Annotated in this window: 12 protein-coding genes; 7 read left to right on the top strand and 5 right to left on the bottom strand. The window is 57.5% G+C overall.

Annotation, left to right across the window (positions count from 1 at the left end; genetic code table 11):
• The first annotated feature begins 5 nt into the window (after window positions 1-5).
• The 3 genes from paaK to paaY all read left to right on the top strand — a co-directional run bounded on the left by paaK (window position 6) and on the right by paaY (window position 3,014).
• On the top strand, window positions 6-1,322 hold the full coding sequence (gene paaK, locus GY169_RS11930; protein ID WP_163445532.1) for a phenylacetate--CoA ligase PaaK: 1,317 nt from the start codon (window positions 6-8) through the stop codon (window positions 1,320-1,322).
• A gap of 157 nt (window positions 1,323-1,479) precedes the next feature.
• A complete protein-coding gene (gene paaX, locus GY169_RS11925) occupies window positions 1,480-2,406 on the top strand; it encodes a phenylacetic acid degradation operon negative regulatory protein PaaX (RefSeq protein WP_163445534.1) in 927 nt (308 codons plus the stop codon).
• A gap of 11 nt (window positions 2,407-2,417) precedes the next feature.
• A complete protein-coding gene (gene paaY, locus GY169_RS11920; protein WP_167575862.1) occupies window positions 2,418-3,014 on the top strand; it encodes a phenylacetic acid degradation protein PaaY in 597 nt (198 codons plus the stop codon).
• 62 nt (window positions 3,015-3,076) lie between these two features.
• Here the strand turns inward: paaY and GY169_RS11915 are convergent, their stop codons facing one another.
• Window positions 3,077-3,967, bottom strand: a complete 891-nt coding sequence (locus GY169_RS11915) for a LysR family transcriptional regulator (protein ID WP_167575861.1) — start codon at window positions 3,965-3,967, stop codon at window positions 3,077-3,079.
• Between the two features lie 102 nt (window positions 3,968-4,069).
• On the opposite strand from GY169_RS11915, the gene GY169_RS11910 reads away from it, so the two are divergent.
• Together GY169_RS11910 and pptA are read left to right on the top strand one after the other, a co-directional pair.
• Window positions 4,070-4,627: an adenylate kinase gene (locus GY169_RS11910; RefSeq protein ID WP_163445540.1), complete on the top strand. Its 558-nt coding sequence runs from the start codon at window positions 4,070-4,072 to the stop codon at window positions 4,625-4,627.
• A 58-nt stretch (window positions 4,628-4,685) separates the two neighbouring features.
• The gene (gene pptA, locus GY169_RS11905) at window positions 4,686-4,913 is read left to right on the top strand and encodes a tautomerase PptA (protein WP_167575860.1); all 228 of its coding nucleotides are present in this window, start codon (window positions 4,686-4,688) and stop codon (window positions 4,911-4,913) included.
• A gap of 53 nt (window positions 4,914-4,966) precedes the next feature.
• On the opposite strand, the gene GY169_RS11900 is transcribed toward pptA, so the two are convergent.
• Both GY169_RS11900 and GY169_RS11895 read right to left on the bottom strand, forming a co-directional pair.
• Window positions 4,967-6,346, bottom strand: a complete 1,380-nt coding sequence (locus GY169_RS11900; protein WP_167575859.1) for a glycoside-pentoside-hexuronide (GPH):cation symporter — start codon at window positions 6,344-6,346, stop codon at window positions 4,967-4,969.
• A gap of 22 nt (window positions 6,347-6,368) precedes the next feature.
• Complete coding sequence (locus tag GY169_RS11895; RefSeq protein WP_167575858.1) at window positions 6,369-7,940, bottom strand: sugar hydrolase; 1,572 nt, start codon at window positions 7,938-7,940, stop codon at window positions 6,369-6,371.
• A 201-nt stretch (window positions 7,941-8,141) separates the two neighbouring features.
• On the opposite strand from GY169_RS11895, the gene GY169_RS11890 reads away from it, so the two are divergent.
• Together GY169_RS11890 and GY169_RS11885 are read left to right on the top strand one after the other, a co-directional pair.
• Window positions 8,142-8,963: a helix-turn-helix domain-containing protein gene (locus tag GY169_RS11890; RefSeq protein WP_163445547.1), complete on the top strand. Its 822-nt coding sequence runs from the start codon at window positions 8,142-8,144 to the stop codon at window positions 8,961-8,963.
• A 3-nt stretch (window positions 8,964-8,966) separates the two neighbouring features.
• On the top strand, window positions 8,967-10,007 hold the full coding sequence (locus GY169_RS11885) for a LacI family DNA-binding transcriptional regulator (protein WP_163445549.1): 1,041 nt from the start codon (window positions 8,967-8,969) through the stop codon (window positions 10,005-10,007).
• 25 nt (window positions 10,008-10,032) lie between these two features.
• Here the strand turns inward: GY169_RS11885 and GY169_RS11880 are convergent, their stop codons facing one another.
• Window positions 10,033-11,379 (bottom strand): MFS transporter, encoded by a 1,347-nt coding sequence (locus GY169_RS11880; RefSeq protein WP_191091002.1) that lies wholly within the window; start codon window positions 11,377-11,379, stop codon window positions 10,033-10,035.
• Window positions 11,380-11,415: 36 nt separating this feature from the next.
• Complete coding sequence (locus tag GY169_RS11875; protein ID WP_167575857.1) at window positions 11,416-13,899, bottom strand: hypothetical protein; 2,484 nt, start codon at window positions 13,897-13,899, stop codon at window positions 11,416-11,418.
• Window positions 13,900-13,928: the final 29 nt, after the last annotated feature.

The raw sequence follows: 13,928 nt of genomic DNA, 5'->3' as shown, positions 1-13,928 counted from the left end.
ACAAAATGACAACTACAACAACATTAGATCCGATTGAAACTGCATCGCGTGACGAGTTACAGGCCCTGCAAACCCAGCGTCTGAAGTGGACGCTGAAACACGCTTACGAAAATGTGCCGATGTACCGCCGTAAGTTCGATGCGGCGGGCGTCCATCCTGACGATTTTCATGAGCTGAGCGATCTCAATAAGTTTCCCTGCACCACCAAGCAGGATCTGCGCGACAACTATCCGTTCGATACCTTTGCGGTGCCGATGGAGCAAGTGGTGCGTATCCATGCGTCGTCCGGCACCACCGGCAAGCCAACCGTGGTTGGCTATACGCAGAACGATATTGATACCTGGGCGAATATCGTCGCCCGTTCGCTGCGCGCCGCAGGCGGCACGGCGAAGGATAAAATTCACGTCGCCTACGGCTATGGCCTGTTTACCGGCGGCCTGGGGGCGCACTACGGCGCTGAACGCTTAGGGGCCACGGTGATCCCGATGTCCGGCGGCCAGACCGAGAAACAGGCGCAGCTGATCCGTGATTTCAAACCCGACATGATCATGGTGACGCCATCTTATTGTCTGAACCTGATTGAAGAACTGGAGCGCCAGATGGGCGGCGACGCGCGCGGCTGTTCGCTGCGTACTGGCGTCTTTGGCGCGGAACCCTGGACCACCGGTATGAAGGCGGAGATTGAACGTCGCCTCGGTATTACCGCTCTGGATATCTACGGCCTGTCTGAAGTGATGGGGCCGGGCGTGGCGATGGAATGTATTGAAACCGGCGATGGCCCCACCATCTGGGAAGACCATTTCTTCCCGGAAGTGGTTAACCCGGACGATGGTACGCCGCTGGCCGATGGCGAGCACGGCGAACTGCTGTTCACCACGCTCACCAAAGAGGCACTGCCGGTGATCCGCTACCGTACTCGCGACCTGACGCGCCTGCTGCCGGGCACTGCCCGCACTATGCGCCGTATGGATCGCATCAGTGGGCGCAGCGACGACATGCTGATTATTCGCGGCGTGAACGTCTTCCCGTCGCAGCTGGAAGAAGAGATCCTCAAGATTGAACACCTGGCGCCGCACTACCAGCTGGAAGTCGATCGCCGTGGGCATCTTGATTCACTTTCGGTACGCGTGGAACTCAAAGAGAGTAGCCTGGTGCTGAGCCATGAGCAGCGCTGCCAGATTTGCCACCACCTGCGTCATCGCATTAAGTCGATGGTCGGTATTTCCACCGACGTCAGCATCGTTAACTGCGGCAGTATTCCACGCTCAGAAGGCAAGGCGTGCCGCGTGTTCGACCTGCGTAAGGCCGCTGCCAACGGCTGAGAATGGTAGGCCTGATAAGCGCAGCGCCATCAGGCAATTCGGCGCAGCTTGCCGGATGGCAGCGTTGCCTTATCCGGCCTACAAACTCCTGGCGTTTCGCGGCTTTATTCCTGTGCTATGATTCAAAAAGGACAAAAACAACAACACTATGAATCATATGGAAAAACTCGATAGCTTTATTCAGCAGGCGGTGACAGCAATGCCGATCAGCGGCACCTCGCTGATTGCCTCGCTCTATGGTGACTGTTTATCCCAGCGCGGCGGCGAAGTCTGGCTTGGCAGCGTGGCCGCGCTGCTTGAAGGGTTAGGCTTTGGCGAACGCTTCGTACGTACCGCGCTGTTTCGCCTCAACAAAGAAGAGTGGCTGGACGTGGTGCGCATTGGGCGCCGTAGCTTCTATCGTCTGAGCGACAAAGGCCTGCGCCTGACGCGTCGTGCCGAGAGCAAAATTTACCGCGCCAACGCGCCGGAATGGGACGGTACCTGGCTGCTGCTGCTCTCTGAAGGGCTGGAAAAAAACACCCTGGCCGAAGTCAAAAAACAGCTGATCTGGCAGGGGTTTGGCGTGCTTGCGCCGAGCCTTTTAGCCTCGCCGTCGCAAAAGCTGGCGGATGTCCAGTCGCTTTTGCACGAAGCCGGCGTGGCGGAGAACGTGATCTTCTTCGAAGCGCATTCGCCGCTGGCGCTCTCGCGCGCCGCGCTGCGTGAGCGGGTCGAGGAGTGCTGGCATTTGACCGAGCAGAACGCCATGTACGAAGCGTTTATCACACTGTTCCGCCCACTGTTGCCGCTGCTGCGGGATGCGGGGCCGGATGAACTCACGCCGGAACGCTGTTTTCAGATCCGTCTACTGCTGATCCACTTCTATCGCCGTGTGGTGCTGAAGGATCCGCTGCTGCCAGAAGAGCTGTTGCCTGCCCACTGGCTGGGCCAAACCGCGCGCCAGCTCTGTATCAACATCTATCAACGCGTGGCCCCAGGGGCACAGGCTTTCGTCAGTGAAAAAGGCGAAAGCTCGGTAGGCGAACTCCCTGCGCCGGGGCCGCTCTATTACCAGCGTTTTGGGGGATTGCCCGAAGCGTAACAGGAGAAGCGATGCCGATTTACCAGATAGACGGAATGATCCCGGTTGTTCCGACGGAAAGCTACGTTCACCCCACCGCCGTGCTGATTGGCGATGTGATCCTCGGTAAAGGAGTTTACGTCGGGCCGAACGCCAGCCTGCGCGGCGATTTTGGCCGTATCGTGGTGAAAGATGGGGCCAACATTCAGGATAACTGCGTGATGCACGGTTTTCCCGGTCAGGACACCGTCGTGGAAGAAGACGGGCATATCGGCCACGGGGCGATCCTGCACGGCTGCGTGATTGGCCGTAATGTGCTGGTCGGCATGAGCGCGGTGATTATCGACGGCGCGACCATTGGTGAAAACAGTATTGTTGGCGCATGCGCATTCGTGAAGGCGCGTGCCGAAATGCCTGCCAATCATTTGATTATCGGCAGCCCGGCAAAGGCGATTCGTACCTTAACCGAGCAGGAGCTTGAGTGGAAAAAGCAGGGCACTCGCGAATATCAGGTGCTGGTCGACCGTTGCCAGAAGACGCTGGTTGCCGTTGAACCGTTAACCGAAGAAGAACCGGACAGAAAGCGGCTGGTGTTCGACGAGAACCTGCAGCCTAAATCCGCAGTTTAGCTCTGACCTCTTACGGAAATGTAGGCCGGATGGCGGCTTTGCCTTATCCGGCCTACGCGTTTTTATGAGTAGCGTAACGCATCCACTAACAGCGCAAACGCGGCGGTATGCTGGCGGCGGCTGGGATAGTAAAGCGAGTAACCCGCGAACGGCGCGCACCAGTCGGCGAGCACATGCTGCAAACGTCCGGCGGCCACGCCATCGACGATGGTGTCTTCCGGCACGTAGGCCAGGCCCAAACCGGCTTCGGCGGCCTCGATGCGTTGGGGCAGGGAGTTAAGGGTTAATTGTCCCTCAACCCGAACCCGCAGCGGCTCGCCGTTTCGTTCGAACTCCCATGCATATAACCCGCCGCGCGTTGGCAAACGCATGTTGATGCAGCGATGATGCTGAAGGTCGTGGGGTGTTTGCGGGATACCGCGGTGGGCAAAATACCCGGGAGAACCGACAACCGCCATGCGCATGTCGGGGCCAATACGCACCGCAATCATATCGCGCGCCACCTGTTCAACGAGGCGTACTCCCGCGTCAAACCGTTCACCGACAATATCGGTAAGGCCGTTATCCACAATCACTTCAATATTGATGTCCGGGTATTGCTGCATAAACGTCTTGAGTCGTGGCCAGAGCACGGTATTCATTGAGTGCTCGGCAGCCGTCAGGCGAATATTGCCCGCCGGTCGTTCGCGAGAATCGCGTAGAGCTGTAATTTCCTGTTCAATTTCTTGCAGATGTGGGCTGAGGCTTTGATAAAGTCTTTCTCCGGCTTCCGTCGGGGCGACGCTGCGGGTGGTGCGCGTCAGCAGGCGAACATCGAGGCGGTTTTCCAGATTACGCATCGCATGGCTCAACGCCGACTGTGAAACCCCAAGCTGTGCGGCCGCGCGGGTAAAACTGCGCTCGCGCGCGACGACCATAAAAGAGATCAGATCGTTGATGTTATCTTTTAACATAAGGTGCGACCATTAATGAATCTGGCTCATCGTTGCAGAATGATTTTTTCAGTGTAATAGCCGATGATTTATATGCAACAGGTGATATCAGGTGAGATGACAATGAAAATCAATGTGGTAGGCACCAGCGGCGTGGGTAAATCGACGCTGGCAAAGCGTCTGGCGGCGCTATTTTCCGTGCCTTATATCGAAATGGATACGCTTTACTGGCGTTCCGGTTGGCAGGGGGTCAGCGATGAGACGCTTTTCGCCGGGCTGGCGCAGGCCATCGCGGGCCCTGACTGGGTGCTGGACGGCAACTATAATCGCAGTCGCCCGGTAAAATGGCGCGACGTGGATCTGGTGGTGTGGGTTGATTACAGTTTCTGGCGCACCTTTCGGCAGGCCGTCACGCGTGCGACAGTGCGCGCATGGCGTCAGCAAGAGCTGTGGCCGGGTACCGGCAACCGTGAGAGTTTTCGTCGCTCATTTTTTAGCCGCGATTCGATCATTCTGTGGACGCTAAAAACCTGGCGTCTCAACCGCCAGCGCTACCTGCAAGACATGGCCGATCCAGCCTGGGCGCATATCCGCTTTGTACGCCTGCGCAATCAGCGGGAAACCGAGGCGTTTATCGCGCAATTAAGCGCTGAATTCACTCCTTGCTCGCGCACGAAATGACGGATGAAGCGGCCTGACTGTGGTAGTTTTAGGGTTCTCATTATAAGGAGTCCTGCCCATGCCACACGTTGATATTAAATGTTTCCCCCGCGACCTGAACGATGAACAGAAAACCGCGCTCGCGGCGGATATCACTGAAGTGTTGATTCGCCATCTTAATACCAAAGACCGCTCGGTGAGCGTGGCCCTGAATCAGGTGCAGGAAAGCGACTGGCAGCAGGTCTGGGATAGCGAGATTGCGCCGCAGATGAAGACGCTGATTAAAAAGCCGGGTTACAGTATGTGATGATGATGTCGCCCGGCGTTGCTCTGGCACGCCGGGTGACTTCTGCACGGATATTATGCGGTTTTCGTTGCGGCGACCGCGGTCATCTCTTCTGGTGCATGCCGCCCCGCATCCAGGTCGGCGCGAATCTGCTCGTAGTCGTCATCCAGACGATAGAAGCGCCCAATGCAGATCATCGAAGCGATAATCAACAGCGCCGGGATATACAGATAGCAGGCTTTTATCGCCATCATGGCGCTGGCGCTTTGCGTCGCGTTGGCGACATAGCCGCTGGAGGAGAGCAGCACGCCGATAATTGCCCCGGCTCCCGCCATAGCGACTTTACCGAGGAAACCATTGATGGAGGTGAGAATACCTGCGGTATTAATGCCGGTTTTCCATACCCCGTAGTCGACCGGGTCGGCCTGCATCGAAAAGTAAATCGCCGTGCGTTGGCCTGCGCCGAGCGACAGGATCACGGCGCCAACAATCAGCCCCCACGTATTCGCTCCGGCGGCAATCATCACCCCCATGCCCAGCAGGTTAATGGTGCTGGCGACCAGATAGACATGACGTTTTTTCATGCGGCTGGCCAGCATCGGCACCGTTAGCGTACCGAGCAGCGGCACGAAGGTGGAAATCCCCGCGACCACCGCCGTCAACTCAACGTTGCCGACGTAGTAGTGGAAGAAGTACACCAGCGCACCGGTCTGGAAGAAAAATGCGCCCCACATCAGAAAGATATTGATGGCGAAAACAAACCACGGTCGGTTGGCTCTCAGGCTCACCCACGCGCGCTTGAGGGTCATGCGCTCCTGAGTAATGCTGATACTCTCTTTCACGTTGCGAAAGCTGACCAGCAAAAAGAAGGTAGCGATCACGCCGAACACGATCGCCGTGTAGAAGAAACCGTGCGCCTGGTTACCTTTACCCAGTGCGCTAACCAGCGGCAGCGTGGCGACGGCTACAATGGTTGCGCCAAGGGATCCGAGCAAAATGCGCACGGTAGAGAGCGTGGTGCGCTCGCCGGAGTCATTGGTCAGGAACGGCAGCATGGCGCAGAACGGAATATTCACCAGCGTATAGAGGAACGACAGACACAAATAGGTGATAAAGGCGTAAACCAGTTTGCCGGTGGTGCCAAAATCCGGGACATAGAACGCCAGAATGCACAGCAGACCAAAGGGAACCGCGCCGAACAGCAAATAGGGGCGGCAGCGCCCCCAGCGGGTCGCAGTATTGTCAATCACCAGCCCCATCAGCACGTCGGCCACGCCGTCGACCAGGCGGGTGATGAGGAACATCAACCCGACGTAGTAAGCCGGTAAGCCCATCACGTCGGTGTAAAAAAACATCAGGTACAGCGAGATAAGCTGCCACACCAGGTTGCAGGAGAGATCGGCGATACCGTAGCCCACGCGCTGTTTCCAGCGTTCAAACGTTGTTTCTGCCATATAAATAAACTCGCGTTAGTTGTTACAGACCGTACAGGCGAATAAACCAGGCCGGGGTACAGCTCCATGCATGGCAGTAGCTATTGATAAGCTTGCTACCATACGGAGAAAATTCAGGATGCTGCGGATCAAACACTTCCCAGAAGGTGTCCGCGCCATAGCGCACCATTTCACCCCAGTAGGCTTTGATCTCCTTGACTGCCTGCTCGCGCAGCCCGCATTGCAGCAGGGCGGCAATAAAATGGTGGCGGAGATAGGGGGTATTCATGGCGATCGTTGGCGGATGGCTCAGCAGCCGCTGCATAACCGCCAGACGCTGTTCCGGGTGGCCGACTTCCGCCAGCACCAGCCAGATTTGCGAAGCCCAGGAAACCTGGCGCGCCTCGCCGCTGACGAAATAGCCCTGCGCCTCATCCCAGAACTGTGTTTGCGCCGCCGCTTTTAAGCGCTGAAGCTGTGCGCGATAGGCGGCGACAAGCTGCGGTTCAAACCGTTCAGCCAGCCACAGGCCGCGTTGCAGGCAGTAGATCAGCACGCCCTGGGCCGCGGCCTGTTTGTTTAAACTTTCCTGCCAGTCGATAAACACCCACCAGTCGTCGCTGTCGCGCACGATCCCACTGTCGTCGAGGCGGGTAAAGGCCAGTTCGAGCTGTCGTCTGGCGACCGGCCACAATTCGCGCGCTGTGGCAAGATCTTCGGCGCTTTGCAGATAGTTGTAGAGAACATCGACAAAAAACAGCGAGTAGTCGAAGAGGAAGGTGTCGTCGGCGATCGTCTGCGGTTTGACGAAGACGTTGGCGGAAACCATGCCGTCGGCACGCGTGTGGCCCGCGAACAGATACAGGCAACGACGCACCAGATCGTGGCGGGCAAAGGTCACGTCATTGACCAGTGCCTGCAGGCGAAGATCGCCCAGCCACAGGCGGCGGTCGCGCTTCGGACCGTCTTCAAAGACCTCCTGCATACAGTTTTTCAGCGTCAGTACCGACACCCGGTCAATGGCCTGGAGTTCGGCGTCGGCGCTCTCACATGGCGGACACTGCTCGGGAGCCGAAGTCACGGTGTCGAGCAACAGGCTGTCGAAGCGCAGGCGGAATTTGCGCGACACGGCTTTGACCTCAATTTTCACGTAGCGGCAGCAGTAGCGACGCGGTAGCGCAACCTCGGCGGGCAACACATCCAGCCATAAATCCTGCTGTTGCAGCCAACTGCTGCTGAGCCAGCCGCGGTAATCGCTAAACGGTTCGCACACCTCGCAGAGCGTCTCGCCAAAGGTGAGTTGCAGATGGGCGGGGGCATCCGGCGGGCTCCCGGCGCTGTGGCAGGCAAACTGCAGATAACCGACGCAGTGGCTGCCAAAATCGATAATCACGCTTTCGCCTTCGCTGAACTCGCGCTGATACAGCGCTTCCAGCGAACAGAGCGGCTCGGCGCGCCAGCCGAACAGCGCCTGCGGATCGGCAACGGCGTTAATGACGGCATGCGGCGATCGCGGCTGACGATGCAACTCAGGGGTGAGCGAGTCTGCCTTGTGCAAGAACTGCGGCAGGCGGACCATGGGGAGCTGGGCATTAAGCTGAATGGCTTGTGACATACGACGTCCTCGGAATAAGTTGTCCGCAGGATACGGCGGCGTGAGGGACGGCAACCACTCTGCTAATGCCAAATTTGGCGCGAGAGTGGCACTGATGGTGGGATAGTGCGACTGACGATCACAAATCCGCGATTCTCAATCGTCGTTGGGGCAAAAATGGCTTATCGTGCCGTCGTGCGGTAAGCCGTTTGGATAGCATCAATGATTACACTGACTACTGAATATTATTTCGCCAGTACCGGCGATAAGCTGGCGATGTATGCCAGCGACCCGGAGGATAATAACTGCGAGCATAGCCACGAGTTTGATGAACTGGTGATTGTGGAGCAGGGCCACGGTCTGCATGTTATTAATGGTCGCCCGTTGTATATTCAACAAGGGGACGTTTTTTACGTCAAATCTGGCGATTTTCATTTTTACGACGAGCTGGGAACCCTTAAGCTGATTAATATTTTGATCAATCCGCAGGTGCCGTTTCATTATTTGCGGCAGATTGACACGCTGCTGGGGCAGTTTTCAGCGCAGCAGGCCAGCTGTTACGGCTGGCTGTCGCCGGAGACACGTATGGCGTGTAAAGAGATGATTGCACAGATCTTTCTGCCAGAGATGCGGGAAGCGAAAAATCAGGCGTTACGCGAAGCGCGTTTTTTTCAGCTGGTCACTACGCTGCAATACGCGCAAACGCAGGCGGAATACAGCTCGACCAAATATAAACTGCATAAGCTATTAACCTGGCTACAAGAACACTGTTTTGAAGACCATAACTGGCAACAGCTTGCCGAGCGCTTCCATTTAACGACCCGCACCGCGTTTCGTCATATTAAAGAGGCGACGGGATTAACGCCGGATAACTATTTAAAACGGCTGCGGTTGGTTTCTGCGCGGGTTAAATTACGTGAAACGGAAATGTCGGTGACCGAAATTGCCTATTTATGCGGCTTTGCTAACAGCAATCATTTCACCACACTGTATAAAAAGGTCTTTGGAATTACGCCGAGTGAAGAGCGGCGGCAGAAAGGATGAGAGATGAGTAAATCAGACAATCAGGCCGAGCGCGACGCGGGATATCGCCGCGTCCGGCTGGAAGATATTGCGACCCGTTGTCGCACTTCGCTCAGTACGGTGTCACGGGCGCTCTCGGGTGAAAAAGGGGTCAGCCACGAACTGCGTACACGTATTCAGGAAGTGGCGCGGGCGATGCGTTACACGCCAGCTCAGGAGCTGGGTGGCGCGCGTATTGTGCTGGCCATTTCACAGGTAGCGATGCTCGATTATAACCGCTACCAGTTCAGCTGGTATGTTCTGCAAGGCTTGAAAGAACGGGCGAAAGTGCTGGGCGTTGATCTCACCACCCATCCGCTCAACGATAATGATAACGGTGCCCTGCAAGCGCTGCTGGAGGAACCGGACGTCGGGGGCGTACTGGCGCTGACGGTGGATGACAGCGGCTTCCTCAATACGGTGGTGAATCTCAAAAAACCTGCGGTGTTGGTGAACACCGAAGATCCGCTGATGCGCTTATCCAGCGTGCTGCCGTGTAACCGTTCTGCCACGCGCATGGCCTGTGAATACCTGCTGGATCGCGGCCATCGCGATATTCTGTTTTTAACGCACCCGGGCCGCCGAACAATTGAACAGCGTGAAGACGGCTGGCGAGACGCGATGCGCTGCCGTCAACTGCAGTGCGACGATTCGCGTATTCTGACGGTCACCGACTGGCTGCCGGAACTGGCGGAGCAGGCGGTGATCGCGCGTTTTCGCGGTAATCCGCGGGAGTGCACGGCAATTCTGTGTGCGAATGATTCGCTGGCGCTCGGGGCGATCAATGGCGTGCGGGCCTTAGGGCTGCGCGTGCCGGAAGATATTTCGGTGATCGGGATGAATAACCTACCGCAGGCGGAGTTTGCCACGCCGCCGTTGACCACCGTACATTTGCCGGTACAGGAAATTGGCACGCTGGCGCTGGAGCTGTTGCAGGATATGATTGCAGGGAGTGTGGAAATACCGCGACGGATTGAGCTGGCGTGCGCCATCGTTGAGCGTCAATCGGTGGCCCGTATCGCCTGATACGGGCCAGCCGGAGAGGAGCGGGTTACTCGAATTTAGCCCGTTCCATTTTCGGCACTAACAGCAGATACATCACCGCCCATGCCAACAGGTAAGCGACCGAGCTGATGGCGAACAGCGCCCAGTAGTTGCCAGAAGCTTCCAGCACGGCGCCAATGACCGTAGAGAAGATAACGCTGCCGATCATCCCGAAGGTGCTGCCGATCCCGACGACGGAGCCGACGGCGGCGCTTGGGAACAGGTCAGATACCGAAGTCAGAATGTTGGCGGACCAACCCTGGTGTGCTGCCGCCGCTAAACCGACCAGCGCGACGGCGGCCCACAGATTTTCGACCTGAGTGGCGGCGAAAATCGGCAGTACCAGACAGGCGCAAATCAGCATGGTGATTTTACGTGCGCGGGCGGTGCTAAAGCCTTTGCTCATCAACTTACCGGGTAACCAGCCCGCGCCCAGACTGCCGACGATCGCGAACAGATAAATGACAATCAGCGGCAGACCCAGACCTTCCATGTTGATACCGCGTGACTCGTTGAGCCACTTCGGCAGCCAGAACAGGAAGAACCACCAGATGGGGTCGGTCAACATTTTGCCTAATGCGACGGCCCACAGTTGACGGTAGCCCAGCAGACGCGTCCATTTGATCGCGGAAACGCTGACGGTTTCTTCTTTATCCTGGGCAATCCACGCTTGCTCTTCGGCGCTGGCTTTCGCTTTCACCGGACCAAAGGCGATAAACCACGGAATCAGCCACAGGAAGCCGACGGCGCCAAGAATTAAGAATGCGCCGTGCCAGCCGTAATGCACCGCGATAAGCGGGATCAACGCCGGCGAGATAACCACGCCGATATTGACCGCAACCCCGAGAATACCGGTGGCCAGCGTACGTTCTTTCTTGGGATGCCACTCGGCAATCACCTTCATCGCGGCCGGGAAGTTAGCGGACTCACCGAGACCCAGCAGCACGCGAACCAGCGCAAAACCGGCGACCGAACCGACGACCGCGTGCGCCATTGCCGCGGCGCTCCAGACCACCATCGCCACCGCATAGCTGATTTTGGTCCCCAGTTTGTCGATAATGCGCCCGCACACCAGCGTGCCGACGCCGTAGGCGACGGTAAACGCATTGACCAGCCAGCTGTACTCCATTTGCGTCCAGCCGATATCTTTTTGCAGCATCGGCGCCAGCAGGCCGAGAATTTGACGGTCCATGTAGTTAACCGTCGTCGCAAATACCAGCATGGAACAGACCACCCAGCGATAGTTGCTTTTCGGTTTCGCCACTTCGCGAGCGGGGTTGTGCAGCGTATTCGGATTAACGTCACCAGAGGTCTGCCCGGCAGGCGCAGACGGTTTATCTATTTGCGTATCCATTATTATTTTCCTTGCCCGGTCTCTGCCGGGCGTTGGTTACAGAGGAAGTTCACTGCTACTGCCTGCAACGGTCCACTGCTGTGGGTCAAGCGTGCGGTTTTCGGCGCTCACTCGTCCTTCGGCCAGGAAACGCACCGTGCCGTACAGCGGATCGTTGACTTCGATACTGCCGTCGTCATGTTGCGTCATGGTCAGGTCGTTAAAGCGCGCGCTGAAAGTCTCCAGGTCGCTGTCGACCCGATCGTTGATGCGAACCAGCCAGCAGGTTTGTTGCCCATTAAGGCGAATTTCACAGCCGCGGGTTGGGCCCGTATTCACCGTTTCGAACGCCTGATTGCCCACCAGCAGCGCCATGCCGTCGCCGCTACGTACGGCAGCGCGCTGGCCGCTGATAGCGACTTCATCGAACTGGCTTTGCGGCAGCCATGCATGCGTAAACGGCGGTTGATCGGCATGCAGATTGAACGTCAGTACGGCCAGCCCGCGATATTGCTGAACGCGAGGCAGCGTGCCGCATCCACCCCAGTAAGAAGGGCGACCGAAACCGCCGTGTAGGGTTTCTCCGGGGTGGTTAATCCAGATCTGCGCTTCGGGTTGGTTGCCAAGACGCAAATGGAAAGGCGTCTCCTGATAACCCCATTCTCCCCAGCGGTAGCCGGCAATTGAGCCCATCGCCGCGTGGCGGTTTTTGTAGTGATAGAGTTTGGCAATCCGGTTGGCCCCCTGAGCAAAGCACCACTCAATGGCGCTCTCTTTTTGCCATGCAGCCACCTCCGCCAGTTCTGCCGGCAGGGTGAGCAGGCCATCGCGCAGTAGCAGGGCGAGTTGCGGCAGGGCATGGAAACGGCAGCCGTAGTTGCCTTTACCCCAGAGCAGACGCGATATCGCCGCCAGCTCCAGAGAGCGCCCGGCGCGAAGGGTATGTTCGTAAGAACGCCCCTGCGACGCGGTCAGGAATCCCTGGTGAGCGGAACGGGCAATCTGTGCCAGCAAACGGGTGATTGCCGCAATGGCGCGTTGGCTGATTTGCTCGTCGCCAGACAGGGCTGCCAGCGCGGTGAGCCCTTTCAGGTCGATAGGGAAATAAGGCACCGAGTTCCATTCGGCCATTTCACACTGCTCGAAATGATCCAGCCAACTGATAACGCGAGCCTTACCTGCCGCCGCCTGTTCGCGGCCGCTGCGCCCGGAGCGGGTGAAAACGGCATCCGGGAAGAGGTTGCCTGCCAGCAGCGCGGCGGTGTGGAACAGCAGCGCGTGGTTCTCAGAGAAGTACCACTGAACATCGTTGCCCGGTTCGTCCATCCAGTAACGGAAGCGCAGAATGGTATCATCGATGCGCCCGCGAACCGCGGGATCGATCTTGTCGCCCCACACGGTGCGACACCACAGCAACGGCACCAGCGTAAAGTCAGCGCAATCATGACAGTCGAGTACCGACGGCAGAACGCCATCCAGCATCTGCTGAGTTTGCTCATCGTTGAGACCGCAGGCCAGGCGCGCCAGCGCTTTAACGCTGCTGTATTCACCTTCCTGAGCGACGACGTTCAACGCTTCTGCAATGCGCGCTTCCTGGGTTTGCGGGATCGCCGTCTGGCGGTCGGCGTGGCAGATTTCGACGCCGAGGGTGCGGCTTATCCTGAAACCTTCGCGTTGCAGCGTAATGTGGAAATTACGGAAGTCAGCCGGGATGTCTTCACTTTCCGCAATGGCGACCAGCGACTCGCCGGCGGGCAGACGGCTGTCCAGCGCGACCGGTTCATCGAGAGAGATAAAATCGCCCAGCACATTGACGTGCAGGTCATAGTCCGTCGATGCCGGCTGAGGAAATACCAGACGAATGGTGCCGCGGTTATACACCGGATGCTCAAAGGATGCGCCGTCAAGCAGCTGCTCCATCTCCTTGACCTGCGCGTCGACCAGCGGGGTTTCCAGTGCTACCTGCAGCGGTTCGCCGGCAAGGTAGTCGAGCTGGAAAAAGAAGCGAATATCGCGTTCGGCTAAGTCATCAAACCACAGCTCCAGCTCATTTTTCCCCGCTTTCAGCGAAAGGGTGAATTCGCGCTGGTTTTCCAGGTTGCGCTGATAATCCGCCATCCAGAGCACTTCTTCGCCGTTCAGCTTGAGCAATGCGCCGCCGCAGGTCGCCAGACGGAAACGATACTCGCCCGCCTGTGGGCAGTCGAGCTGCGTTCTGGCCCAGGCGCCAACGCGGGTTGGCCGGAACCAAAAGCCCGAGAGATCGACTCTGTCAGAGGCAAACGGGAACCACCAGCGCGTGTAGCTTGCACTGGCGAACGGCTGCGGCTTTTTCTCGGCAAAGTGCTGGCGAAAATCATCGCGGCACGGATAGGTGTGAGGAATAAAGTTTTTATGTTTGCTTAAAAAGAAAAACGGATCCATTTCGCCTGCCATCGGTGAATCCACCGTGTCATAGCGCAAACTTGTAATATCAGATAGCTGCCAGTAGCGCACGGCGTTTCCCGCCGTTAAATTAAAATTACTATATTCAATAGCCATTTTTTTCTCCCAAAGAGAAGAGTCGTATT

It is taken from the genome of Kluyvera genomosp. 3, from assembly GCF_011765685.1.
In the GTDB taxonomy this organism is placed as follows: domain Bacteria; phylum Pseudomonadota; class Gammaproteobacteria; order Enterobacterales; family Enterobacteriaceae; genus Kluyvera; species Kluyvera georgiana_A.
Note: the sequence above shows the minus strand (reverse complement) of the source record. Positions and strands in the feature narration are given on the sequence as shown.

What these genes read in the sequence shown, in the direction of transcription:
- paaK (WP_163445532.1), top strand. Translation starts at nt 6, where the DNA reads ATGACAACTACAACAACATTAGATCCGATTGAAACTGCATCGCGTGAC.
- paaX (WP_163445534.1), top strand. Translation starts at nt 1,480, where the DNA reads ATGGAAAAACTCGATAGCTTTATTCAGCAGGCGGTGACAGCAATGCCG.
- paaY (WP_167575862.1), top strand. Translation starts at nt 2,418, where the DNA reads ATGCCGATTTACCAGATAGACGGAATGATCCCGGTTGTTCCGACGGAA.
- GY169_RS11915 (WP_167575861.1), bottom strand. Translation starts at nt 3,967, where the DNA reads ATGTTAAAAGATAACATCAACGATCTGATCTCTTTTATGGTCGTCGCG.
- GY169_RS11910 (WP_163445540.1), top strand. Translation starts at nt 4,070, where the DNA reads ATGAAAATCAATGTGGTAGGCACCAGCGGCGTGGGTAAATCGACGCTG.
- pptA (WP_167575860.1), top strand. Translation starts at nt 4,686, where the DNA reads ATGCCACACGTTGATATTAAATGTTTCCCCCGCGACCTGAACGATGAA.
- GY169_RS11900 (WP_167575859.1), bottom strand. Translation starts at nt 6,346, where the DNA reads ATGGCAGAAACAACGTTTGAACGCTGGAAACAGCGCGTGGGCTACGGT.
- GY169_RS11895 (WP_167575858.1), bottom strand. Translation starts at nt 7,940, where the DNA reads ATGTCACAAGCCATTCAGCTTAATGCCCAGCTCCCCATGGTCCGCCTG.
- GY169_RS11890 (WP_163445547.1), top strand. Translation starts at nt 8,142, where the DNA reads ATGATTACACTGACTACTGAATATTATTTCGCCAGTACCGGCGATAAG.
- GY169_RS11885 (WP_163445549.1), top strand. Translation starts at nt 8,967, where the DNA reads ATGAGTAAATCAGACAATCAGGCCGAGCGCGACGCGGGATATCGCCGC.
- GY169_RS11880 (WP_191091002.1), bottom strand. Translation starts at nt 11,379, where the DNA reads ATGGATACGCAAATAGATAAACCGTCTGCGCCTGCCGGGCAGACCTCT.
- GY169_RS11875 (WP_167575857.1), bottom strand. Translation starts at nt 13,899, where the DNA reads ATGGCTATTGAATATAGTAATTTTAATTTAACGGCGGGAAACGCCGTG.